Below are 24197 nucleotides of genomic sequence, written 5' to 3'. Positions count from 1 at the left end.
CCTACGAACGTGTCGTCCTTCTCTTTAGCACGCCACGGAAGAGCACGATTCCGCAGTTTGCAGGTAGAACCACAGCCCTATCAGGATTTAGAGCGACGTATCAAACGTATAAGATCAAAATGCACTGGTTAGTTAATCGTTGATCTACATGCTATTTCTGCCTCTTTCAGACGACGCGTGGCAACGCGTCAGTCATCTTTTCAATCACGAGCCGAACCTGCGATCCGGTCGGCAAGCGCATGGCGGCAACCGCTCGGGCGTATGATTCTGCAACCTCTACCCCAGCAGGAGTCACCCATGCATCCGCGTGTTCATCTTCTCTTCGTTGCGGCATTGGCCGGTCTGCTGAATGCGTGCGCACAATCCGGCCCCGTCGAGTTTTCGGCGTCCGGTGCCGACGCGCCGATGTTCAACCAGGCAAGCGATATGGACTTCGGTCCGATGGACCGATCGATCGAACAATGCAAGGCGGTGTCGAGGAACGCGGGTCCGGACCGATGCACGAAAGTTCGCGCATACGAATCGTGTATGAAGAGCCGGGGCTACATTACCGTGCTTGGGCCGGAAAACCCGCAAGGCTGCGGCGATCCGGAGTGGGAAAAGGACGTGCGCAAGTGGCTGCGGTGAGAAAGCCCACACCTTCTCAAACCACGCCGAGAAGCTCCTTCAGTTGCGCCGTTCGCGAGCGGCTGACCGGCACCTGGGTCTGTTCCGCGTCGTCCATGACGAGATTGACGCTCTCGTCCAGTTTGACCAGCTCCACCGCATATTGCAGGCTCACGATATGGCTGCGATGAACGCGCAGATAAATGCTGCTGTCGAGACGCAGCTCCAGATCGGCCAGTGAAAGATTGGACAGGTAGCGGTCGTCCCGCGTCACGATCGTCGTGTAGTGGCCGTCGCCCTGAAAGCGCACGATGTCTTTCAGATCGAGCAGGATCACGCGGTTCTTCCGGTACACGGGAATCTTGAAGAGGCGCCTCGGCGAGGGCGCGCTGCCGCCCGCCGGCAGGCCGGAGGGCTCGGTGGTCAGATCGGTGACGTCGTAGAAGATCATGCAGGTGCCGCACGCGCCGCCGGCGGCGATCATGCTGGACACCTTGATCATCAGGATCCGGTCGGGAATATTGATCATCATCGCCACCGGCGGCGGCGACTTGACCGGGCAGCCACCCACGTCTTTCGACTGCAGCAGGAAGCGCAGCTTGTCGCGGCTTTTCTCCGGGTGCAGTTGCACCACGTCGATGCCGAACAGACTATCCTGCGCCACGCCTAGCGATTGCTCGCCGGCCGGCCCGAGAATTTGCAGCGCGACGTCGTTGAATGCCGTGACGCGGCCGTGCTGGTCCAGCCAGACGATCCCCGGATTGAACTGCTCGAGCTTGTGCTGGAACGTCTCCGCGCGGCGCTCGGCCGCCGATACGGAAGCGGGCTCAGACGATTTCATGCGGGCTCTCCTGTCCTCATGGGGCTGTCCACGCTCTCAGGCGATTTTTATCTTGCAGTATCGCTATCTACCGATTTTCGCGCAAATTTCCGGGTCGTTCACGCAGGTAAACCCGCCGTTCGGGAAACCGGCATGAAAGGGCCCGTTGCGTCGCGCAATCGTGCTGTCCGCCGCGCGCGAGCGAACAGGCGCTGTCACGGCGGCACCAGCCGGCCGGTTCGGGTTTCATGTACGTTTTCCGCTAGTTGGCGCGCGTGAACCCGCCGTTCGGGAAATTGCGTTGAATTGCTGCATTGCATTGTGAAATCCTTGCTTAAAGGCCCGTGACGTTTCCGGCCGTGCGACTTTGACGACAAAGGAGGCCAGTGTGATCCCTCGCCCGTTCGAATACCACGCTCCCCGAAGTTTGCCGGAAGCCATCGCGCTGCTCAGCGAGTATGGCGACGAGGCGAAGCTGCTGGCCGGCGGCCACAGTTTGCTGCCCATGATGAAGCTGCGTTTTGCCGAGCCCGCTCATCTGATCGATCTGGGCAAGCTCACCGAACTCAAGGGCATTCGCGAAGCCGGCGCCGAAATCCGCATCGGCGCGATGACGACCGAGAACGAACTGATCTGGTCGGAACTGCTGCAAACCAGGTGTCCATTGATCGTCGAGGGCGCGCGGCAGATTTCCGATCCGCAGGTACGTTACCGGGGCACGCTCGGCGGCGACCTTTCGCATGGCGATCCGGGCAACGACCACCCCGCGCTGATGATGGCGCTGGGTGCATCATTCGTGCTGACTGGCGGACAGGGCGAACGCGTGGTGCCGGCCGACGGTTTCTTTCTCGGCACGTACATGACGCAACTCGAACCCGGCGAGATCATGACGGAAATCCGCATTCCCACGCCGGCGCCGGGCACCGGCTATTGCTACGCCAAGCTCAAGCGCAAAACCGGCGACTTCGCGACGGCCGCCGCGGCGGTCACGCTGCGAATCAGCGCGGGAGCCGTCAGCGAGGTGCGGATTGCGTTGACGAATGTCGCCGACACCGCACTGCGGGCGAGCGACGCGGAGCACGCGCTGCAAGGCAGGCCGCTGGATGACGCCGCGCTCGCCGAAGCCGTCCGCCTGGCGATGGCGGCCTGCGCGCCGGTCGCCGATCTGCGCGGCGACGCCGACTACAAAACAGCGATGGCCGGCGAGATGACGCGCCGCGCGCTGACCACCGCCTCCATGCGGGCGCTGCACTGAACGCGGATTCCAGGAGACAGGCGACATGAGCAAAAAAATCATGGTGTCGTTCAATCTGAACGGCAAGGAGACGGACGTGGTAGTCGAGCCGCGCGAGTTGCTGATCCATACGCTGCGCGAAAAGTGCCTGCACACCGGGCCGCATATCGGCTGCGAGACCTCGCACTGCGGCGCCTGCACCGTCGACTTCAATGGCATGTCGGTCAAATCCTGCACGGTGTTGACCGTGCAGGCCGAAGGCGCCGAGGTGCTGAGCGTCGAAGGGCTCGCGCAAGGCGGCGAGCTGCATGCGCTGCAGGAAGGCTTCATGCAGGAGCATGGGCTGCAATGCGGCTTCTGTACGCCGGGCATGCTGATGCGGGCCTATCGGCTGTTGCAGGAAAATCCCGACCCGAGCGAAGAAGAGATCCGTTACTGGATGGCGGGCAACCTGTGCCGCTGTACGGGCTATCAGAACATCGTGAAGGCGGTGCAATACGCGGCGCGCAAGCTGCGGGGCGAAGCGGTGGAAACATCGCATCCGCTGATGACAGCGGACACCCACTGACGACCGGGAGAACGTGATGGGCAATCTCGACACCAATCTCGATCGTCTCGCCGCGCTGGAAGGCATGGGCTGCTCGCGCAAACGCCGCGAAGATCCGCGCTTCATCCAGGGCAAGGGCACGTATGTCGATGACGTGAAGATGCCGGGCATGCTGTTCGGCGTGATGGTGCGCAGTCCCTATGCGCATGCCCGCGTGAAGAAGATCGACAAGTCGCGCGCGCTCGCGCACCCTGGCGTACACGCGGTGCTGACCGCCGACGACCTGAAGCCGCTCAAACTCCACTGGATGCCGACGCTGGCCGGCGACGTGCAAGCCGTGCTGGCCGATGAAAAGGTCTGCTTCCAGAATCAGGAAGTCGCGTTCGTGGTCGCCGACGACCGCTATGTGGCGGCGGACGCCGCGGAACTCGTGGAAGTGGAGTACGAGGAACTGCCCGCCGTGGTCGATCCGCTGACGGCGCTCGCCGCGGATGCGCCGGTGATCCGCGAGGACATTCAGGACAAGCAGGCCGGTGCGCACGGCGCGCGCAAGCACCCGAATCACATCTTCACCTGGCAGGTCGGCGACAAGGACAAGACCGACCGCGTGTTCGACAACGCGGAAGTCACGGTCACGCAGGACATGCTGTACCCGCGCGTGCATCCGTGTCCGCTCGAAACCTGCGGCTGCGTGGCGTCGTTCGACAAGGCGCGCGGCGATCTGACGGTATATATCACGTCGCAGGCGCCGCATGTGGTGCGGACGGTGGTCGGTTTGCTGTCGGCGATTCCCGAGTCGAAAATCCGCATCATCTCGCCGGACATTGGCGGCGGCTTCGGCAACAAGGTCGGCGTGTATCCGGGCTACGTGACCTCGATCGTGGCCTCGATCGTGCTGGGGCGGCCGGTCAAGTGGATCGAATCGCGCGCGGAAAACCTGAGCAGCACCGCGTTCGCGCGCGACTATCACATGAGCGGCGAACTCGCGGTGGATCGCGATGGCCGCATCAAGGCGCTGCGCGTGCACGTCACCGCCGATCACGGCGCGTTCGACGCCTGCGCGGACCCGACCAAATGGCCCGCCGGCATGTTTCATGTCTGTACGGGATCCTATGCGATTCCCAACGCCTTCGTTTCGGTCGACGGCGTCTATACCAACAAGTTTCCAGGCGGGGTCGCGTACCGGTGCTCGTTCAGAGTCACCGAGGCGGTCTATCTGATCGAGCGCATGGTCGACGTGCTGGCGCAAAAGCTCGGCATCGACAAAGCCGAAATCCGCTTGCGCAACTTCATCCGCAAGGAGCAGTTTCCGTACACCACGCCGCTCGGCCTGGAATACGATTCGGGCGATTACGAACCGGCGCTGAAGAAAGTGCTCGCCGCGGTCGACTACCCCGGACTGCGCGCCGAACAGGCCGCGCGCCGCGCGGATCCGGACGCCGAATGGCTGCTGGGTATCGGCGTCGTGAACTTTACCGAGATCGTCGGCGCCGGGCCGTCGAAAATGTGCGACATCCTCGGCGTGGGCATGTTCGATTCGTGCGAGATTCGCGTGCATCCCGACGGCTCCGCCATTGCGCGCATGGGGACGATCACCCAGGGACAGGGGCATCAAACCACTTACGCGCAGATCATCGCGTCAGAAGCGGGGATTCCCGCGTCGGTGATTACGGTCGAAGAAGGCGACACCTCCACCGCGCCTTATGGCCTCGGCACCTACGGCTCGCGTTCCACGCCGGTGGCGGGCGCGGCGATCGCCCGCGCGTCGCGCAAGATTCGCGAGAAGGCCCGGCAGATCGCCGCGCATCTGCTCGAAGCCAGCCCCGGCGACGTCGAGTTCGATCTCGACCGCTTCGTCCTCAAAGGCTCGCCGGGCCAGTTCAAAACCATCAAGGAAGTGGCGTGGGCGGCGTACAACAACGTGCCCGAAGGGCTGGAGATGGGCCTCGAAGCCGTCGATTACTACGACCCGCCCAACTTCACGTTCCCGTTCGGCGCATACGTCTGTGTGCTGGAGGTGAACCGCTACACCGGCGAAACGCGGGTGCGCCGCTTCTACGCGCTCGACGATTGCGGCACGCGGATCAATCCGATGATCATCGAAGGACAGATCCACGGCGGCCTGACCGAAGGCTTCGCGGTGGCGATGGGGCAGGAGCTGCCCTACGACGAGGCCGGCAATCTGCTGGGCGCGACGCTGATGGATTACTTCGTGCCGACATCGGTGGAAACGCCGCACTGGGAGACCGATTTCACGGTGACGCCGTCGCCGCATCATCCGATCGGTGCGAAAGGCGTGGCCGAATCGCCGCACGTGGGCTCGATTCCGTGCTTTACGGCGGCGATGGTCGATGCGTTCGCGCACCTGGGCGTCACGCATATGAACATGCCGCACAACGCATATCGCGTCTGGCAGCAGTGCCGTGCGCTGGGACTCACGCGCCAGTGACGCCTGCCTGTATGCCGGGCTAACGACATACAGGCACGCACGCCGGCAGACACGCCGGCAGCGCGCAACCCATGCAAAGGATGGTCCGATGAAAGTCGTACTCGAAAAAGTATTTCCGCTGGCCGCCACGGCGGACAGCGCGTGGCAACTGATGCAGGACATCGAGGCGGTGGCCGGCTGCATGCCGGGCGCGAAGATTACCGAACGCATCGACGACACGCATTACAAAGGGACGATCACGGTGCGGCTCGGACCGGCCACCATGTCGTTCAAGGGCGATATCGAAGTGCTGGATCTCGACCCGGCGGCGCGCAGCCTGCATCTGACCGGCAAGGGCGCGGATGCGACCGGCACCTCGGCGGCCTCGATGGATCTGGTCGCCGCGGTGCAGGCGAGCGGCGAGACCTGCGAGCTGACCGGCAGGAGCGAAGTGACGATGAGCGGCAAGGCCGCCTCGCTCGGCGGCCGGCTGATGGGCCCGGTGTCGGAGCAGATGCTCAAGCAGTTCGTGGCGAACTTCGCGGCGCGGCTGCCGGCCGCGCCGGCGCAGCAGGGCGCGACGCCCGCCAGCACGGCGCCGGCAAGCTCGCAGCAGCCGCCGCCGTCCGTCACGCCTGAAGCCGCCGCCCAGCCTTCCGAACTGAATGGCCTTGCACTTGCATGGGCCGTGATACGCGAATGGCTGCGGGGGCTGTTCTCCCGCAAGACGGCTTGAGGACGCGAAGCGATCATGGCCACCGACCGCATGCACGACGTCGTCGATCTGCAGGCGCGGCTTGCGCAGCACGGCTTTATCGCCGAGCGCAGCTTTGCCGCGACCTTGCTGCTGACGATGGAAATGCGCCGGCCGTTGCTGCTCGAAGGCGAGGCCGGCGTCGGCAAGACGGAAGTCGCCAAGGCGCTCGCGCGGCTGCTGGACACGCGGCTGATCCGCCTGCAATGCTACGAAGGGCTCGACGCGCATTCCGCGCTCTATGAATGGAACTACCAGCATCAACTGCTGGCGATCAAACTGCTCGAACAGGACGACCGGCCGATTCCGGAGAAGGAGCAGGACATTTTCTCCGAGCGCTATCTGCTCAAGCGGCCGCTGCTCGAAGCGATCACCACGACGCCGGCTCCCGTGCTGCTGATCGACGAAATCGACCGGACCGACGAAGCGTTCGAAGCCTATCTGCTGGAGTTGCTTTCCGACTTCCAGATGTCGATTCCGGAGTTGGGCGTGATACGTGCCGTGGAGCGGCCGTTCGTGATTCTGACCTCCAACGGCACGCGCGAAATCTCCGACGCGTTGCGGCGCCGCTGCCTGTATCAGTACGTCGACTATCCGGGCTTCGACAAGGAACTGCTGATCGTGCGTACCCAGATTCCCGACGTGCCGGAGCAGCTGGCGCGGCAGATGGTCGAATTCGTCCAGTCAGTGAGGCAAATGGATCTGCGCAAGAAACCCGGCCTTGCCGAAACGCTCGACTGGGTTGCCGCGTTGCTGCGCCTCGGCGTCAGCGCGATCGATGCGGACGGCGTCGAGCGGATCATGGATTCACTCGCCGCGCTCGTCAAAACACGCGAGGACCAGGCCGGCCTGACCCGGCCGGTTGTCGAAAAACTGGTGGCGTCATGCTGACCGGCATCGACCGGGCCGACGCGCGGCGCCCTCCGCCGGCGAGCCTCGAAGAGGCGCTCGTGGCCCGCTATGCCGGCTTTGCCGGCTGGCTGCGCGCGAACGATTTTCGTGTGACGGGCGGCGACGTGGCCGCCTCGATGGAAATCGCGCTGCACATGGGCCAACTGGACAGCCAGGTGCTGCGCTGGAGCCTGCGCGCGTTGCTCTGCTCGCGTGCGCAGGAGTGGCGGCGCTTCGACGAACTGTTCGACGCATATTTCCTCGCGCCGAACCGCCGCAAGCTGGTCGAAACGCGGGCGGGCGGCGCGGGCCGCATCGAGCGGGATAACGGCGCGGGGCCGCGCGACGGCAGCGAAGGCATGCCGCTCTCTCTGGCGAGCGGAGGCAGCGCCGCGGCGCTGCCCAACGGCGGCACGGCCGAGCAGGGCGCCAGCCTGGAGGCGTCGTTGGCCCACGCGGATTTCCGTCATCTGCACCAGCCCGACGAACTGTTCGCGATCGACGCCGCGATCCGCCGCTTCGTGCAGCGTCTGCACGGCATCCAGTTGCGCCGCGAGCGGCGCGCGAACGCCGGCCGCGTGATCGACATGGCGTGGACGGTGCGCCGCAGCGTATCGCGCGGCGGCCTGCCGCTCGAACTGGGCTGGCGCCGCAAGCGGCGCCTGCGGCCGCGCATCGTGCTGCTGCTGGACGTGAGCCGCTCCATGAGCCTGTACAGCTTTTTCTATCTGCGGCTTGCGCGCGTGCTGAGCGCGCGGGTGTCCGACGTGCATTGCTTCATCTTCCACACGCGGCTGGTGGGCGTCGGGCAGGCGCTGCGCGACCCGGACCCGTGGCGCTCGCAGGAGCGCCTGCAATTGCTGTCGGCAGGGTGGGCGGGCGGCACGCGCATCGGCGACAGTCTCGACGAATTCAACCAGCAGCATGCCGCGCGGCTGCTGCACTCGCGCACGGCTGTGGTGGTGGTCAGCGACGGTTACGACGCCGGCGAACCCGAGCGTCTCGAACAGGCGCTTGCCACGATGCGGCGCCGCTGCCGGTGTCTGGTGTGGCTCAACCCGCTGGCGAGCCGCGCCGATTTCACGCCGGCCAGCGCCGGCATGCAGGCGGCGCTTCCCCATGTCGACCTGCTGGCCGGCGCACGCGATCTGGCGAGCCTCGAACGCGTGCTGCCGCAAGTGCTGTCGGTTTTGCAATGAGCGTCCTGCCATGAGCACTGAAACCCTACTCCAACTCGAACAGCGGCTGATCGAAGAAGCGCAGCCGTTCGCCGTCGTCACCGTGATTCGCGCGGCGCCGCCTACCTCGGCGTGGGTGGGCGCGCAGGCGCTGGTTGAGGGCGACGGCGCGCTGCATGGCTGGATCGGCGGCGGCTGCTCTCGCTCGATCGTGATCGAGGCTGCCCGGCAGACCATTCGCGCCGGCCAGCCCAAACGCGTGCGCATCAGTAACGAGCCGGGCAGGCCGGAAGCCGACGTCGAGGCGCACGCCATGCCCTGTGCGAGCAACGGCACGCTCGAACTGTTCATTCAACCGACCTTGCCCACGCCGATGGTGCTGATACTGGGCGCGACGCCCACCGCGCTCGAAGCCTGCGTGCTGGCTCAGCGAGTAGGGTTGCGCGTGGGCGCTGCGGCGAGCGTGACGGCACCGCTGGCGGCGCTCGGTCTGCCGTGGGTGATGCAAGGTTTCGACGCGGCCGCGTTCGATCAAACCGAGCCTCAGTCGATTCTGGTCGCGACTCAAGGCGACAACGACGAAGACGCGCTCGAAGCCGCCTTGCGCAGTACGGCCGCCGCCGTGCTGCTGGTCGCGAGCGAGCGCAAGGCCGACCGCTTGCGCGACGCGATGCGCCTGCGCGGCATTACGCCTGAGCGCCTCGCCGCGCTGCGTTCACCCGCGGGTCCGCACATCCACGCGCGTACGCCGCAGGAGATCGCGTTGGGTGCGGTCGCGGGCCTCGTGACGCTGCGCCGTGAACTGCAGCAACAGGCTGCCGCCGCCGAGGTGGATGCACTGCATCTCGTGAGCGGCGAAACGGTGCCGGCGTTGTCGCCGTGTGAGACTTCGGCTTCGATCGAAACGCCGCGCGCGCGCTATCTGAATCCGGTGTGCGGGATGGCCGTCGACCCTGCGTCGGCAAAGCACGTGATCGACTACGGCGGTGAGCGCGTCTATTTTTGCTGCGACGGTTGCAAGCTCGAATTCGAACGCGCGCCCGACAAATATCTGGCGATCGCTCAAGGCCGCGCCCAACTGGAGAAGACATGAACGACGCATGGAAGGTCGCCGCGCCCGGCGAGGCGCCGACATTCTCGGCGGTGGTGCTGGCCGCCGGCCTGTCGTCGAGGATGCAGGGGCAGCATAAGCTGCTGCTGCCGCTCGACGGCCAGCCCGCCGTTAGACGCACCGTGAGCGCGCTCGCCGGGGCAGGTCCCGCGCAGATCGTGGTCGTGACCGGTTACAAGGGACGGGCGGTGATGGAAGCGCTCGACGGCCTGCCGGTCGGCTTCCAGAGCAATCCGCGCTACGAGGAAGGGCAGATGAGCTCGGTCGCCGCGGGCGTGGCCGCCCTGACCGCGCCATGCAGCGTGGTGATGGTGTGTCTGGCTGACCAGGTACTGCTCGATGCCGCCGATTACCGTGAGTTGATCGATGCGTTCGCCGCGATGCCGCGCGGCTCGATCCTCGTGCCGTTCTTCAACGGGCAACGCGGCAACCCTGTAGCATTCTCCGCGAGCTATGCCGCCGAGGTTGTCAGCGGCCACGTGAATCCGGGATGCCGCAAGCTGATCGCCGAGCATCCCGACGACGTGTTCATCCACGAGGCCGCCCACGACCGCTTTACGATCGACATGGACACGCCGGAAGACTATGCGCGGATTCTGGAGCGGCTGGCGTTGGCGGAGCCGCGGGAGAGACGCGCATTCGCATCGACCTGACAAACCTGCCGGGATCCCTCTGACGATTGGCGGCCTGGAATGTCATGCGCGCGTCGTGCGCGGCTTTCCCCGGACGAATCCGCTCCCCGTCTATCCAGAACGAACCGGCGCTCGCTCGCCGGATAGTCTGACTGCCAGTCAAGCGCTTTTCCCTTCGCCCGTTTTTCCATCGCGCTTCGACAGCGCAAATACAACACTTCCCGCACGACAACGTTTGCGCACACCCGGCGCACTCGCCACGGTGTGTTTGCCTATTTACAAAAACGGAAGCCGCCGAAATACTCCAGCCTCGGCTTGAAAGTCGAGTGTCAACGAGAAGTCATGCCAGTTCGTTAAACGGACGTCGCCCGTCAGCAGGGCGACGTCACTTCCAGATCGCCGCGTCCCCCATGAATAAAGCGTTTGCCCTGCCAAACGCAGCATTCCCGGGTCAATATTACGAACTATTACGAGCCGGTCCTCGTAGACAGAACAGGTGCCGGGAGGCAAGTCAGCGTAATGAAAGCATTAAGCGTGCTCCACAGTGAGTCATCGCGGGGATGGGGAGGCCAGGAGGTTCGCACGCTCAAGGAAATGATCGCGTTGCGGGCACTGGGTCATAACGTCGAACTGGTTTGCCCGGAAGATGCGCGCCTCGGTATCCGTTCGCGCGCCGAAGGCTTTGCCGTGCATCACGCACGCATGCGAACCGGCGGCGATCTGCGCTCCATGCTGACCATCCGGACGCTGCTCGAACGTGGCCGCTTCAATGTGCTGAACACGCATAGCGGGCATGACAGCCTCGTCGCCGGCATGGCGGGGCGGCTCGCGCGCACGCCGTTCATCGTACGTACGCGGCATCTGGCGTTGCCGATCACGTCGCTCGCCACGTATAACTGGATTCCGCATCGCGTCGTCGCGGTCAGCCATCACGTGCGCCGGTATCTGATTTCCGCGGGCGTGCAGGAAAGCCGCGTGGAGACGATCTACGACGGCATCGTCAAGCCGGAAGCGCTGACACACTCCACGCTGCGCGATGAACTCGGACTGAACGCCGGGGCCATTGTCGCCGGCATGGTGGCGATCGTCCGCGAGAAGAAAGGTCACGAGGATCTCATCGCGGCTGTCCGGCCGATGCTGGCCGAGCGGCCCGACCTGCATGTCGTGATGGCGGGCGACGGCGTGTGGTTCGGCAAGATCAGGGCCATCGTGGATGGCATGGGCCTCGCGCATCGCATCCATCTGCTCGGCTTCCGCACGGACATCACCAACGTATTGCGCGGATGCGATCTGTTCGTTTTGCCCACACATCAGGAAGCACTCGGCCAGTCGTTTATCGAAGCGATGGCGGCCGGCCTGCCGGTGATCGGCACGCGCGTGGACGGCGTGCCCGAGTTGATCGACGATGGCGTGAACGGCCTGCTCGTGCCGGCGCACGATATCGAGGCATTGCGAGCCGCGCTCGCCCGTCTGATCGACGATGCACCGCTGCGCGCGCGCCTCGGGCTTGCCGCGCGTCTGAAGACCGACAGCCGTTTTACGGTCGACGCAATGGCGAACGAGACCGTCGACTGCTATATGCGCGGCATCGTCGGCCGGCGTCCTTATTATGGCCAATGGCGGGCGACGGCATGACGAAGTTCGCGCGCGCGGTGCCGGTGCTGATGTATCACCATGTCAGCACGTCGCCCGGCATGATCACGGTGTCGCCCGACCATTTCGCCGCGCAAATGGCGTATCTGGCCGCCGCGGGTTACACGACCATCGGCAGCGCGCAACTGTCGGCCTATCTGGCGGGCGAGCCGTTGCCGAATAAATCTGTCGTCCTGACTTTCGACGACGGCTATCTCGACAACTGGGTGCATGCGCATCCGGTTCTGCAGGCGCACGGATTCACCGCGTTGTGCTTTCTGGTGACGAGCTGGATCGGCGAGGGGCCGGTGCGTGCGCATGCGCGCTCGGGCGGCGCCATGCCCGCTTTACTCGATCACCGCCAGGGCGAACTGGCGATTGAAAACGGAGAACCCGATCGGGCCATTCTCCGATGGTCCGAAATTCACGCCATGCGTGAAGCCGGCACGTTCGAATTTCACAGCCACACGCATAGCCATGTGCGGTGGGACCGTGTGTCCGCGCATGCCGACCAGAAATGCGCGGGACTGTCACGCGATCTGGCGATTGCGCGCGCCATGCTGGAACAGCGGCTGGGCGCCGTATCGGATCATCTGTGCTGGCCGCAGGGATATCACGACGAGGACTACCGGCGCATAGCGGCTCAGGCCGGCTTCCGGCACTTCTACACGTGCGAACCGGGCTCGAACTATGTGGGCCGTAACGACGGCGCGGCTCGCTCGATCACCCGTCTCGAAGTACGCAACAAGCCGGCTTCCTGGCTGGCCTCGCGCTTATGGGTGCACACGCGGCCCACGATCAGCCGGGCGTATCTGAAGATCAAACGCTGATCCGCTGAACGGGCCAGCGGCTGCGCATCACAACTCCGATTCGATCGGCAACAGGCCGAGAAACCAGATACCTACACGCTTGATGCCAGACACGCCGGGTTCGTCGCTCTCGGTCACTTTGCCGTCCGGCGCGGTGTCGATCCACACAATGCGACTCGTGCCATTGCCATCCGTGCGGGTTTCCAGCCGCCACGCGATCTGATCCAGTCTCGGTTCGAGTCCATCCGCCACCTGAGCGGCGAGCGGGGCGCTTTCGCAGTACACGCCGATCTCCGTATTGAGCGTGATCGAACGGGGATCGAGATTCATCGAGCCGATGAAGACACTCGTCCTGTCGAATACATAGGTCTTTGCATGCAGCGAGGCTTTCGAGGAACCCAGAATCGATTTCTTTTTCTCGCCGTTGTCTTCGCCGGGAGCCGGCTTCAGTTCGTAGAGATGCACGCCCGCGTCGAGCAGATCCTTGCGATAGCGCTGATACCCCGCGTGGACCGCCGCAACGTCCGTAGCGGCGAGCGAGTTCGTCAGCACCGTCACGCGCACGCCGCGCTGCGTCTGTGCACGCATCCACGCCACGCCCTTTTTACCGGGCACGAAGTACGGCGAGATAATCAGCACTTCCTTGGCGGGCTGGATACTCAGCGCGTCGAACTGCGACAGCAAGTGTCCCTGTGGATCGTCCGGCGAGCGCGTGATCTTGGCGGGATCGTCGTAGAGGAGCGTGGCTTTTCCCCAGGCGAAGTCGGTCTCGCGCGCATCCAGAGTGTCGCGAAGCCTTTCCCGTGCCTGCGTGACGTACGGCGAATCGTGTTCGGACGCAACGAATGCCGTGAGCTTCGCGCGATAGCCCGGCAGCGCGTCCGGGCCGGCGGCGTGGCCGGTCAGACTGGCAATCGGATAGGCGGCCTCCGAGTTCCAGAATTCGTCGAAGGCATTGGAGACCTTGTGGACCACCGGCCCGAAAGTCAGCACGTCGAGATCGCCGAAATCGACCTCGCTGGATGCGCCGAAATACTCATCGCCGATATTGCGGCCGCCCAGGATGGCGGCCTGATTGTCCGCGATCAGCGCCTTGTTGTGCATGCGGCGGTTGATCCGGCTGAACTCCAGCGCGCTGCCGAGCTTCTTGAAGCTGCGGCTGGCAATCGGATTGAACAGCCGTATTTCGATGTTGGAGTGTGAACTGATGGCGAGCAGAACCTGGTCGTCGGCGCCGGTGCCCAGGTCGTCCAGCAACACGCGCACCCTGACGCCGCGATCGGCCGCCTTGAGCACGGCGTCGGCCAGGTGGCGGCCGGTCAGATCGTCGTGCCAGATGTAGTACTGCAGATCGAGCGTACGCTCGGCCGCATCCGCCAGCACGATACGGGCGAGAAGGGCATCGACGCCGTTGGGCAACAGATGGAATGCGCTGCTGTCGGGATGCTTGCGCTCCTGCGGCACGAACGCGGCGCCGAGCCGGGTGCTGTCGGTGTCCGTCAGCGCGTGTGTCGCGCTGCGCCCGGCCTGTGGCGGCAGGCTCGCGCAGGCGGACAGCAACGCGATCAGCAGGATTGCCGCAATGCCACGAAACGTCGCCATGTTGTGCCCTTCGATCGCCCAGTCCGTAAGATAGCCGCAGACGGGGGGGCGAGTCGAGTGAACACGGATGGTCTGGTCAGCCTGGCGCGCTCATGCCGGACGCGGGCGTGCCCAGCTCAGTTCAATGCGACGGCCGCGGCGGCGCTCACCGGCGAGCCTTCGATCGCCACCGATTGCGTGCCGTCCGGGCCGACGGGCACGTCGCCGACCAGCGTGGTGCGATACAGTTGCCGGTCGAAGTCGAGATCGAAAATATCCGTGGGCGCGAGGTGCGCCGTTGCCCGGTTGTCCCAGAACGCGACGCTGCCGGCCTGCCATTTGAAGCGCACGGTGAACTCCGGCCGCGTCACGTGTTCCCACAGCAGTTCGAGCAGCACCTGGCTTTCGCGCGGACTCACGCCGACGATCGACTTCAGGAAGCTCGGGCTCACATAGAGCGCCCGCTCGCCCGTTTCCGGATGAACCCTGACAAGGGGATGCTCGGTGACGAGAATGCGCTGCTCGACGGCTTCGACAAACGCCTGCGTTCCGCTCGCGCCGGCCGGCGGCGTAAAGCGGTGAATCCCGCGCAGCCCGTCGACGAACGAACGCAGCGGCGCCGACAGCTTCTGATACGCGGCCACCAGGTTGGTCCACTGCGTGTCGCCGCCGTACGGCGGAATCGTCACGCCGCGCAGGATCGACGCCCACGGCGGATTGACCGCCGCCGTGACGTCCGTATGCCAGCCGGTCCACGGGCGTTGCAGCGTTTGCCCCTCGAAGCGCGTGGCCTTGCGGTACTTCGAGATCGAATAGACCTCCGGATGCCCTTCCACATGGCCGAACACGGGGTGCCCCAAGGTCAGTTCGCCGAACTGCGCCGAGAACGCGACGTGCTGCTCGTGCGTCAGGAACTGCTCGCGAAAGAATACGACGCGCCACTTCAGAAGCGCCGCGCGAATCTCCGCGATCTGGCGCGCCTCCAGCTTCTGCGTAAGATCGACGCCGTGAATCTCCGCACCGATATGCGCGGAAAGCGGCGTGACCTCGATCGACTGTATTTCCTGCACTGCGGCTGCACTCATGAATGAAAAGCTCCTGACGAAGAGAACGGGTGGGGCCGACGGCGCGAACGCCGTCGCTTTACTGGCCGTTCAGCGGCCTTTTAGTGGCGCTCCAGTCGCGCTCCGGTGGCGCTTCACCGGCCGGCCGCGACAGCGACCTGCCGCGTGGCGGCGGTATAACGATTCGCGGGGCGCGGCAGCCCGAGATTGCCGCGCAGCGTGCCTGCCTCGTATTCCGTGCGGAACAGTCCGCGCCGCTGCAACTCAGGCACCACCCGTTCGGCAAATTCCGTCAGGCCGCCCGGCAACCACGGCGACATGATGTTGAAACCGTCGGCGCCTTCTTCTTCGAACCACTGCTGCAACTGGTCGGCGATACTCCGCGGCGTGCCCACCACCTGCTGATGGCCGCGAGCGCCCGCAATGCGCAGATACAGATCGCGGATCGTCAGGTTCTCGCGCCGGGCGAGATCGAACAGCAGGCGTTGACGGCTCTTGCCGCCATTGGTTTCCGGCAATTCGGGCAGCGGTCCGTCCACGGGATACGATGACAGGTCGACGCCGCCCGACATGTTCGACAGCAGCGACAGACCCACGGTGGGATGAATCAGGTCCTGCAGCGCGGCGAATTTCTCTTCGGCTTCTTCCTGCGTGCGGCCGACAACCGGGAAAATGCCCGGCATGATCTTCAGATGCTCCGGCGCGCGCCCGTATTTCGCCAGGCGCCCTTTGACGTCGCGATAGAACGCCTGCGCTTCATCGAGCGTCTGATGCGCGACGAAAATGACCTCGGCGGTTTGCGCCGCGAGCTCGCGCCCGGCCTCGGAAGCGCCGGCCTGCACGACGACCGGCCAACCCTGCGGCGAACGCGCGACGTTCAGCGGCCCGCGTACCCTGAAATGCTTGCCCGCATGGCCGAGTACGTGCAGCTTGTCCGGATCGAAGTAGACGCCGCTTTCCTTGTCGCGGATGAACGCGTCGTCTTCCCAGCTATCCCAGAGGCCCGCCACCACGTCGTAGAACTCTCTGGCGCGCTCGTAGCGGACCGCGTGATCCGGATGCCGGTCGAAACTGAAGTTGTGCGCCTCGGATTCCGTGCTCGACGTGACGAGATTCCAGCCGGAGCGGCCGCCGCTCAGATGATCGAGCGACGCGAATTTGCGCGCGAGGTTGTACGGCTCGTTGAACGTGGTGGAGACCGTCGCGATCAGCCCGATATGTTTCGTCACGACCGAAAGCGCCGACAGCAAGGTCAGCGGTTCGAAATGATCGGCGCGCGCGGTGCGCGACAGCGAAGGCAGATTGGTGTCGCGCACGCTCACGCTGTCGGCGAAAAAAATCGCGTCGAATCTGGCGTGCTCGGCGATCCGCGCGAGCTCCGCGTAATGCGCGAAATCGAGGCCGCCGCCCGCATGCGCATCGGGATGCCGCCATGCGGCGATGTGATGGCCCGTCTCCATCAGGAAGGCCCCCAGTCTGATCTGCCGCTTCTGCTGTTTTTCGCCGCTCATTGTCTGCTCCGTGAAGGATTGTCGTGGGTAGGGGAGAACGCGTGCGTCACCATGCGAGCCGCCAATCGGTGATCGGAGCGCTTGCCGCCGGAATGCGCGGGCCGTCGTGCGGCGTGTCGTCTTCGCGCGGTTCGCGTGGCGCGCCGTCATGCCCGGCGAAGTCGGCCAGCACCTCGTCGCGCAAACGGATGAAGCGTGGATCGTGGCGCTCGCGTGGGCGCGGCAGGGTCACGTCGACGATCCGTTTGATGCGGCCCGGCCGCGGCGCCATCGTAACGACACGGTCACCGAGGTAAAGCGCCTCGTCGACATCGTGCGTGACGAGGATCATCGTGATGCGTTCGTGTTCCCAGATGCGCTGCAACTCGTTCTGCAAACGGCCGCGCGTGAGCGCGTCGAGTGCGCCGAACGGCTCGTCGAGCAGCAGCACGCGCGGACGGTTGACGAGACCGCGCGCAATCGCCACACGCTGCGCCATGCCGCCCGACAGTTGATGCGGATAGGCATGCTCAAAGCCGTCGAGGCCGACGAGCGCGATATGTTCCGCCACGGCCTCGCGCTTTTCGGCTGCGGAAAGCGGTGCATTGCGCAGCGCGGCAAGAATGTTCTGCGAAGCCGTCAGCCACGGAAACAGCCGATGGTCCTGGAACACGATCCCGCGTTCGAGCGAGGTATCGCAGACCTTGTCGCCGGCCACCACGATGTCGCCGCTATAGTCGGTGTCGAGTCCGGCGATCAGCCGCAGCAACGTGGATTTGCCGCAGCCGCTCGAACCGAGCACGCTGACGAACTCGCCGGCGCGCACGCGCAGGCTGATGTCGTCGAGCACCGCGAGGGGCGCACCGCCTTGCTGCGCATAGCGTTTGCTGACGTGAAGAATGTCGATGCTGTCGGAGAGCGTGGAAGACGTCATGAGCGATCCGGGTGGTGAGAGTTCGGAGGCGGGTTCAGCGGGCGGAGGACTGGAGCCGGCGCGCAAAGATCGCCCGCTCCACGGCACGCGCCAGCGCGTTCAACGCCCAGCCCGTCACGCCGACCACGATCACGCCGAACAGCACCAGATCCATGCGGAACTGCTCGCTGCCGTCGATCAGCGTATTGCCGATGCCGCTGCCCGCCACCAGCAGATATTCGGCGCCGAGCGTGGCGAGCCACGAATAGATCAGCGCGAGGTAAATGCCCGTGAAGATCGACGGCAGCGCGGCCGGCAGGATCACCGCGCGGATCAACTGCCACCGCGAGTAGCGGAAAGCGCGCGCGACCTCGATATAGGCGCGCGGCACCGCATGGATGCCGTCGCAGGTGTGCGCGGTGACGGGCAGCAGCGCGGCGAGTGACAGGAACACGACTTTCGCCGCGTCGCCCAGACCGAACCACACGGAAATCAACGGAATCCACGCGAACAGCGAGATCTGTTTGAAGGTGTCGAAGCTCGGCCCGATCATGCGTGTCGCGAGCCGGGAGAAGCCGAGCACGCTGCCGAGCAGCAGGCCGCCGAGCGTGCCGATCACAAAGCCGCTGGCTTCGCGCGCGAGCGACGCCGAAAGCGCCTTCAGCAGCGCGCCGCTGACGATCTGCTGCCACGCGGTGGCGAGGACCTGCGCGGGGCTGACCAGCAGGCCGCTTTTGATCACGTGCGCTTCCGAGACCGCCCACCAGATCGCGATCGCGACGAGGGGCAGGACAGTGCCGCGCCAGTCGAAGCGTGCCAGCAGCGGGCGGCGCGGCTGCGCCGCGCGCCGGAAGGCGGCGGGCGCGGCGCAATCGCAGGATGCGTCGGCGGCCTTCGGCGACGGGTTGAAACGCTTGAAGCGGGCGAGAGTCATCGTGGTTTCCTCACGGGCGGCGCCACGTGCGCGCGGCTGCCGGTGGTGCGTGTTTGTGGGTGCCGGTGCTGCGTGTTTGTGCGTGTTTGTGCGCGTTTTTGCGTATCGGTGCGCCTGGTCAGTCTTGATGCGTGCGAGCGTGCGGGCGTGCGCTTGCCGTCACTCGCGAAATGCCGACGGCTGTCCGCGCCGCAAGCGCGCTTCGAGTGCGTCCAGCGCCCGGTTCACCGCATAGCCGATCGCGCCGACCACGACCACCGACGCCATCACCAGGTCGAGTTGAAAGAGCTGCCGGCCGTAGACGATCAGATAGCCGAGCCCTTCGGAAGACGCCACCAGTTCGACCACCACCAGCGCGAGCCAGGCCTTGGTAAAGGCGAGCCGCACACCCGTGGCGAGCGTCGGCACGGCAGCGGGCAGAATCAGATAGACAATCCGTTGCCAGCCGCTGTATTCGAACACCCGCGCGACTTCGTCCAGCGTGGCGGGTGTCTGCTGGAACCCCTGCAGCGTGCTCAGCGTGACCGGCACGAGCGCCGCATGCGCGATCAGGATGTATTTGAGCGGCTCGCCCACGCCTACGAGCAACAGCAGAAACGGCAGCCAGCCGAGCACCGGAATCTGCACCAGCGCATTGAAGCTCGGCAGCACATAGGCCTCTAATGTGCGCGACAGACCCAGCGCCGCGCCGAGCGCGAAGCCGAGCAGTGTGCCCGCGCCGAAACCCAGCAGCACGCGCTGCAGGCTGATCAGCGTATTGCGCGCGAGATCGCCGCTCTTTGCGAGCTCCACGAGTGTGTCGAACACGCGCTCGGGCGGCGGCAGGATTTGCGGCGCGATCCAGCCGCGTTCGCAACCCACCGCCCACAGCGCGAGCAGCAGGGCCGGCAATACCCACGGCGCGAGTCGCCAGGCGAGCGCGCGCAGTCGCGGATCGCGCAACGGCGACGCGTGCGGCGCTTTGGTGGGCGCGAGCCGCTCGCGTTCGAGCGGGATTGCGGTTTCGCTCATCGTGATCGCTCCGGTGAGTGGTTGGCTGGCGTTAGCTGAGCGGTTTGCCCGCGGCGTCGTAACGCGTCCAGTAGTGGTCGAGTTTTTGTGCGCGCAGCGCGTTGTCGAGATATTTCGTTTCGAACCAGCCATCGACCTCGACAGGCTGACGGATCAGTTTGAGTTTCAGCGCGTCGTCCGCCACGGCTTTGTAGCGCGCCACGATGAACGGATCGATCAGCGGCGAATTGCGCTCCTTCAGGCTCTGGTTCGCGAACTCGGCCTGCCATGACGAATAAGACACGCCGCTTTTGGCCCATAGCTTGAAGAGAGCATCGCGGTTGGCTTCGTCGGACGACCACTGCGCGCCTTTCACGAACACGTTGACCACGCGCTGCACGATATCCGGATGCGCGTGATCGAAATCGTCGAGCACGAGCAGATGGGACTGGCGGGTGAATTGCGGCCCGTCGTTCTGCGATTCGTAGACCACTTTCGCGAGGCCCTGGTCACGCAGTTTGTACACGTGGTAGTCATTGACCGACGCGTCGATGCCCTTGGACGCCAGCGCCGCGAGCGAGCTGGCGGTGTCCAGATTGATCACGCGCAGGTCGCGTTCGTTCAGCTGATTGGCGGCGAGCGCGTTGTCGGCGACGAGCTGCAGATTGGTGCCGCGAAAGATCGACACGCGCCGGCCTTTCAGGTCCTTGATCGAGTGCACATCCGAGTCCGCCGGCACTGCGATCTTGATGCCGGTGCGCACGCCCGAGGCGAGCAGAAGGTGTGTTTTCAGCCCATTGGCGCGCGCGAGCACCGCGGGCAGATCGCCCTGGAAGGCGAAGTCGAGCGATTTGTCGGCGATCGCCTCGTTGACCGCCGGGCCCGCGCCCTTGAAGAACAGCCACTCCACCTTGATGCCGTCGGCGGCGAATTCCTTTTCGAGCGACTGCTGCAACTGCACGGTCGCCGCCGGCGAGCCGCCGAACGAGGGCGGATCGCCGGTGCCTTGCTGCGCGACACCGATGCGGATCACCGCGGGTTTGTCGGCGTACGCGTGAGCCGCGGCGAGCGAGAGTGTCGCCACGGCGACGAAAGACTTCAGCAGACGGAAATAGCGCATGCGCGAATACCAATCAAGGGAAGAAAACGGGTGCGAAAGAGAGGCGAAAGCTCGGGTCGGCGGCAGGGCCGGAACTACACGTTAGATTCGCGTGCGCCCGAATCCAACCAATCATTGCAGATAAGAAAATCTGCAGAAGTGCGAACTGTGCCGTCCGCGCGCCGCTTCATGGTGGTGCAACGACGCCAGCGCGCGATTCCCGATTTGCATAGTTGAATTCGTCGTTTTGCCGGCATCGATCGCATGGCTACCATGCAACGCTTCAGCCACTCATGCGAAGTCCGGATCATGTCCACAGTTGCTTTTCCATCGACCGCGGTCGACCCGCAAGCGAGCGCCGACAACGTGGCGCGGCCCGCCATCATCCGTAGCGCGCAGGATGTCTCGCGTATCGTCAATGCCGGCGCTGCCAAGGGCAGCAATGCGCGCATCGTGATTGCGATCGCGCTCGGCGGCGTCTTTCTGGACGCTTACGACCTGACCTCGCTCGCTTACGGGATCAAGGACATTACGCGGCAGTTCTCGCTCTCGCCGGTACAGGTGGGTTTCGTTTCGTCGGCCATTACGTTCGGTGCGATTCTCGGCGCGCTATTCGGCGGCTATCTGACGGATCGCATCGGCCGTTACCGCGTGTTCATGGCCGACATGCTGTTCTTCGTGGTCGCGGCGATCGCGGCCGGTCTGGCGCCGAACGCGTGGGTGCTCGGCGGCGCGCGGTTTCTGATGGGTTTCGGCGTCGGCCTCGATCTGCCGGTGGCGATGGCCTTTCTTGCGGAGTTCTCGCGCGTGGCGGGCAAGGGCAACAAGGCGGCCAGCGTCGCCGCCTGGTGCCCCGCGTGGTATGCGGCCACGAGCACCTGCTATCTGCTGATTCTCGGTCTCTACGCGATTCTGCCGGAGCATCAACTCGGCTGGTTATGGCGTCTGACGCTGGCCTTCGGCGCGGTGCGCGCCATCGCGATCATTCTCGTGCGCAGCCGCTATATCAGCGAATCGCCGGTGTGGGCCGCGAATCAGGGCAATCTCGAAGAGGCCGCGCGGATTCTCAAGCGCTCGTATGGCGTGGACGCCGTGGTCGAGCACGGCGCCGTACCGGTGAAGGCGCCGCGCGCCGCGTCGTGGCGCAACTTCGGGGTGCTGTTCAACGCCACTTACCGGCGCCGCACGATTCTCGCCGCGGTGATCGGCAGCGCCTCCTCGTTCGGCTACAACGCGATCATCTTCGGCTTGCCGGTGATCATCACCAGCTTCTTTCATCAGGGCCCGCTCACCACGATTATCGCGGCGCTGGGACTGAATCTGGTGTTCGCGTTCGTGGGCGGCCTGATCGGCGTGCGCACCGCGCCCACGGTCGGCGCGTGGAAAATGACGGTGCTCGGCCACGCGCTGCAGTTCGCCTCGCTGATCGGGCTCGCGCTGATCGGCAAACCGGGCAGCGGCGCGCTCGTGGTGGTGGCGATCCTGCTGCTCGGCGGCTATCTGTTCGGCCAGGGCTTCGGCCCCGGTTCCCATTCGATGACGTATGCATCGCTCAGCTATCCGACCTCGTTGCGCGGCATCGGCGTGGGCTTCAACCAGACGCTGGTGCGCAGCGCCTCGACGGTGTCGCTGTTCCTGTTCCCCGTGCTGGCCGCCGCATTCGGTACCAAAGTGTTCTGGCTGATCGCGATTGCGCCGCTGAGTTCGCTGCTCGTGTTGCTGGTGATCCGCTGGGAGCCGTCGGGCTATGACATCGACGGTGAGGACTACGCGCAGCCCGCCGTGGCAGCAGAGCCCGCGCGCGCCTGACGGACCCGGAACGCCGCTGCGAACAGCATCACAAAACAAATAAGCAAAGCGAAATAAGTTGGTTTGGGCCAGCCATCGGTGACGCGATACTGAAGCGACCGATGGCGGCTCCTTACCATCCCGGCGTTTTGCCCGCCGCTCAATATCCTGACCGAATCGACACCATGACGGAACTCAGCCATCCCGACCAGCATGCGCTCGACACATTGCGGCTGATCGGCCCCGCGCCGGACAACTGGGTGCCGCCGCGTGACGGCATCGATCATAACGTGGCGATCATCGGCGGTGGACAGACTGGGGCGGCGTTTGCTTTCGCGCTGCGGCGTGCCGGCATCGGTCAGGTCAGCGTGATCGACGCCGCGCCCGACGAGAGTCAGGCAGGCGTCTGGTTGAATCGCGCGCGCATGAACAGGCTGCGTACGCCGAAAACATTGGTGGGTCCCGAAGCGGGCCTGCCGGGTCTGAGCTTTCAGGCATGGTACGAAGCGCGCTTCGGCGCCGCTTCGTATGCTGAGATCGACCGGATTCCGCGTACGCGCTGGGCGGAATATCTTGCGTGGTACCGGCATTTTCTCGACATCCCGATTCGCTACGGCACACGTCTGACGCGAATCGAGCCGGTGGGCGAGCATTTCCGTCTGCATCTGGAAGTGCGCGAAGGCGCCTCGGTCCGCGGCGTGGTGGAGACGGCGCGCAAGATCGTGCTCAGCAACGGCGTGGCGGGCAACGGCGGGCCGAATCTTCCCGCGGTGCTGAAAGACCTGCCGCCGGCACTCTTTGCCCACACCTCGCAAGCAATCGATTTCGCGGCGCTGCGCGGCAAATCCGTGGCGGTGATCGGCGCCGCCGCGTCCGCATTCGACGCGGCCGCAACGGCGCTCGAAGCCGGCGCGGAGCAGGTGCATCTGTTCGCACGGCGCGAGCGTATCGCGTCGGTGCCGGTAACGCGTACGCGCGCTTATCCCGGCGCGTACGACAACTATTTCCAGTTGCCCGACGCGATTCGCTGGTCGCAGGCGCGGCGCTTGCGCGAAGCCGGTTCGACGCCGCCTGCCGACGCCGTGGAGCGCGTCACGCGCTTTCCGAACTTTCATCTGCATCTCGGCGCGCCGTGGACCCAAGCCGCTGTGCGGGACAAACGCGTCGAAACCCGTGTGGCGGGCGAACCGTTTGCATTCGATTTCGTGATTGCCGGCACGGGGTATGTGGTGAATCCGGCGCTGCGCCCGGAACTCGCGGAGTTCGCCGCGCATATCCGGCTCTGGCGCGATCAGTACGTCCCGAACGCCGCCGACAGCGACGAAGCGCTGGGTTCGCATCCCTATCTCGGCGCCGGGCTCGAATACCTGGAGAAGGTGGAGGGCGCCGCGCCGTACCTGAAGCATATCCACGTCTACAACCCGGCGGCATTCGTCAGTTTCGGCTTGCCGGTGGGCGACGTGCCGAGCATGAAACGCGACATTCCCGCCGTGGTGCAGCGAATCAGCCGCGATCTGTTTCTCGCCGATCTGGACGCGCATGAAGCACGGTTTAACGACGACATCGCCGCGGATTTCGACGATTCGATCTATGCGCGCAGCGTCTGGCAGCGCGAGGGCGTCGACGTCGACATCGCGTGAAATCGCGCTTTGGCGTGCACTCACGCTAATTCAACAACGCAGGAGGCTGGAACGCT

The 24197-nt window shown here is 65.0% G+C and carries 21 protein-coding genes; 13 read left to right on the top strand and 8 right to left on the bottom strand.

Features of this window, described 5'->3' with window-relative positions:
• Positions 1 to 297 precede the first annotated feature (297 nt).
• The gene (locus tag BXE_RS11345; protein ID WP_038457917.1) at positions 298 to 627 is read left to right on the top strand and encodes a hypothetical protein; all 330 of its coding nucleotides are present in this window, start codon (positions 298 to 300) and stop codon (positions 625 to 627) included.
• A gap of 16 nt (positions 628 to 643) precedes the next feature.
• Here the strand turns inward: BXE_RS11345 and rcoM are convergent, their stop codons facing one another.
• Positions 644 to 1447 carry a heme-containing CO-sensing transcriptional regulator RcoM gene (gene rcoM / locus BXE_RS11340; RefSeq protein WP_011488440.1) on the bottom strand — a complete coding sequence of 268 codons (804 nt, stop codon included), beginning with the start codon at positions 1445 to 1447 and terminating at the stop codon, positions 644 to 646.
• A gap of 367 nt (positions 1448 to 1814) precedes the next feature.
• Here rcoM and BXE_RS11335 point away from each other — a divergent pair, with 367 nt between their 5' ends.
• The 10 genes from BXE_RS11335 (at position 1815) to BXE_RS11290 (ending at position 12663) form a co-directional block, all read left to right on the top strand.
• Positions 1815 to 2681 carry an FAD binding domain-containing protein gene (locus BXE_RS11335; RefSeq protein ID WP_011488438.1) on the top strand — a complete coding sequence of 289 codons (867 nt, stop codon included), beginning with the start codon at positions 1815 to 1817 and terminating at the stop codon, positions 2679 to 2681.
• 25 nt (positions 2682 to 2706) lie between these two features.
• Positions 2707 to 3228 (top strand): (2Fe-2S)-binding protein, encoded by a 522-nt coding sequence (locus BXE_RS11330; protein WP_011488437.1) that lies wholly within the window; start codon positions 2707 to 2709, stop codon positions 3226 to 3228.
• 16 nt (positions 3229 to 3244) lie between these two features.
• Positions 3245 to 5656, top strand: coding sequence for an aerobic carbon-monoxide dehydrogenase large subunit (locus tag BXE_RS11325; protein ID WP_011488436.1), 2412 nt, complete (start codon positions 3245 to 3247; stop codon positions 5654 to 5656).
• Positions 5657 to 5744: 88 nt separating this feature from the next.
• Entirely contained in the window at positions 5745 to 6371 is a 627-nt protein-coding gene (locus BXE_RS11320) for an SRPBCC domain-containing protein (protein ID WP_011488435.1), read from the top strand.
• Positions 6372 to 6386: 15 nt separating this feature from the next.
• Complete coding sequence (locus BXE_RS11315; protein WP_011488434.1) at positions 6387 to 7280, top strand: AAA family ATPase; 894 nt, start codon at positions 6387 to 6389, stop codon at positions 7278 to 7280.
• Positions 7274 to 8479 (top strand): vWA domain-containing protein, encoded by a 1206-nt coding sequence (locus BXE_RS11310; protein ID WP_011488433.1) that lies wholly within the window; start codon positions 7274 to 7276, stop codon positions 8477 to 8479. Before BXE_RS11315 ends, BXE_RS11310 begins: the two co-directional genes overlap by 7 nt.
• Before the next feature lie 10 nt (positions 8480 to 8489).
• The gene (locus BXE_RS11305) at positions 8490 to 9551 is read left to right on the top strand and encodes an XdhC family protein (protein WP_011488432.1); all 1062 of its coding nucleotides are present in this window, start codon (positions 8490 to 8492) and stop codon (positions 9549 to 9551) included.
• Positions 9548 to 10222 carry a nucleotidyltransferase family protein gene (locus BXE_RS11300; protein ID WP_038457921.1) on the top strand — a complete coding sequence of 225 codons (675 nt, stop codon included), beginning with the start codon at positions 9548 to 9550 and terminating at the stop codon, positions 10220 to 10222. Before BXE_RS11305 ends, BXE_RS11300 begins: the two co-directional genes overlap by 4 nt.
• Positions 10223 to 10720: 498 nt before the next feature.
• Positions 10721 to 11836: a glycosyltransferase family 4 protein gene (locus tag BXE_RS11295; protein WP_011488431.1), complete on the top strand. Its 1116-nt coding sequence runs from the start codon at positions 10721 to 10723 to the stop codon at positions 11834 to 11836.
• Positions 11833 to 12663 carry a polysaccharide deacetylase family protein gene (locus BXE_RS11290; protein WP_011488430.1) on the top strand — a complete coding sequence of 277 codons (831 nt, stop codon included), beginning with the start codon at positions 11833 to 11835 and terminating at the stop codon, positions 12661 to 12663. The genes BXE_RS11295 and BXE_RS11290 overlap by 4 nt, the downstream gene beginning before the upstream one ends.
• Positions 12664 to 12690: 27 nt before the next feature.
• On the opposite strand, the gene BXE_RS11285 is transcribed toward BXE_RS11290, so the two are convergent.
• The 7 genes from BXE_RS11285 to BXE_RS11255 all read right to left on the bottom strand — a co-directional run bounded on the left by BXE_RS11285 (position 12691) and on the right by BXE_RS11255 (position 20734).
• Positions 12691 to 14244 (bottom strand): phospholipase D family protein, encoded by a 1554-nt coding sequence (locus tag BXE_RS11285; RefSeq protein ID WP_011488429.1) that lies wholly within the window; start codon positions 14242 to 14244, stop codon positions 12691 to 12693.
• 116 nt (positions 14245 to 14360) lie between these two features.
• Positions 14361 to 15308 (bottom strand): TauD/TfdA dioxygenase family protein, encoded by a 948-nt coding sequence (locus tag BXE_RS11280; protein WP_011488428.1) that lies wholly within the window; start codon positions 15306 to 15308, stop codon positions 14361 to 14363.
• A 113-nt stretch (positions 15309 to 15421) separates the two neighbouring features.
• Positions 15422 to 16798, bottom strand: a complete 1377-nt coding sequence (locus tag BXE_RS11275) for an LLM class flavin-dependent oxidoreductase (protein ID WP_011488427.1) — start codon at positions 16796 to 16798, stop codon at positions 15422 to 15424.
• A 46-nt stretch (positions 16799 to 16844) separates the two neighbouring features.
• On the bottom strand, positions 16845 to 17711 hold the full coding sequence (locus BXE_RS11270; RefSeq protein WP_011488426.1) for an ABC transporter ATP-binding protein: 867 nt from the start codon (positions 17709 to 17711) through the stop codon (positions 16845 to 16847).
• 34 nt (positions 17712 to 17745) lie between these two features.
• Complete coding sequence (locus tag BXE_RS11265) at positions 17746 to 18624, bottom strand: ABC transporter permease (RefSeq protein WP_011488425.1); 879 nt, start codon at positions 18622 to 18624, stop codon at positions 17746 to 17748.
• A gap of 159 nt (positions 18625 to 18783) precedes the next feature.
• Positions 18784 to 19635 carry an ABC transporter permease gene (locus tag BXE_RS11260; RefSeq protein ID WP_011488424.1) on the bottom strand — a complete coding sequence of 284 codons (852 nt, stop codon included), beginning with the start codon at positions 19633 to 19635 and terminating at the stop codon, positions 18784 to 18786.
• Positions 19636 to 19666: 31 nt separating this feature from the next.
• Positions 19667 to 20734, bottom strand: a complete 1068-nt coding sequence (locus BXE_RS11255) for an ABC transporter substrate-binding protein (RefSeq protein WP_011488423.1) — start codon at positions 20732 to 20734, stop codon at positions 19667 to 19669.
• 288 nt (positions 20735 to 21022) lie between these two features.
• On the opposite strand from BXE_RS11255, the gene BXE_RS11250 reads away from it, so the two are divergent.
• Both BXE_RS11250 and BXE_RS11245 read left to right on the top strand, forming a co-directional pair.
• Positions 21023 to 22522, top strand: coding sequence for an MFS transporter (locus tag BXE_RS11250; RefSeq protein WP_038457923.1), 1500 nt, complete (start codon positions 21023 to 21025; stop codon positions 22520 to 22522).
• Positions 22523 to 22686: 164 nt separating this feature from the next.
• Positions 22687 to 24141: a SidA/IucD/PvdA family monooxygenase gene (locus BXE_RS11245; protein ID WP_038457926.1), complete on the top strand. Its 1455-nt coding sequence runs from the start codon at positions 22687 to 22689 to the stop codon at positions 24139 to 24141.
• The last annotated feature ends 56 nt before the right edge of the window (positions 24142 to 24197 follow it).

Origin of the sequence: Paraburkholderia xenovorans LB400 (genome assembly GCF_000013645.1) — a bacterium.
GTDB classification, from domain to species: Bacteria; Pseudomonadota; Gammaproteobacteria; order Burkholderiales; family Burkholderiaceae; genus Paraburkholderia; species Paraburkholderia xenovorans.
This window is presented reverse-complemented; position numbering and strand designations above follow the sequence as displayed.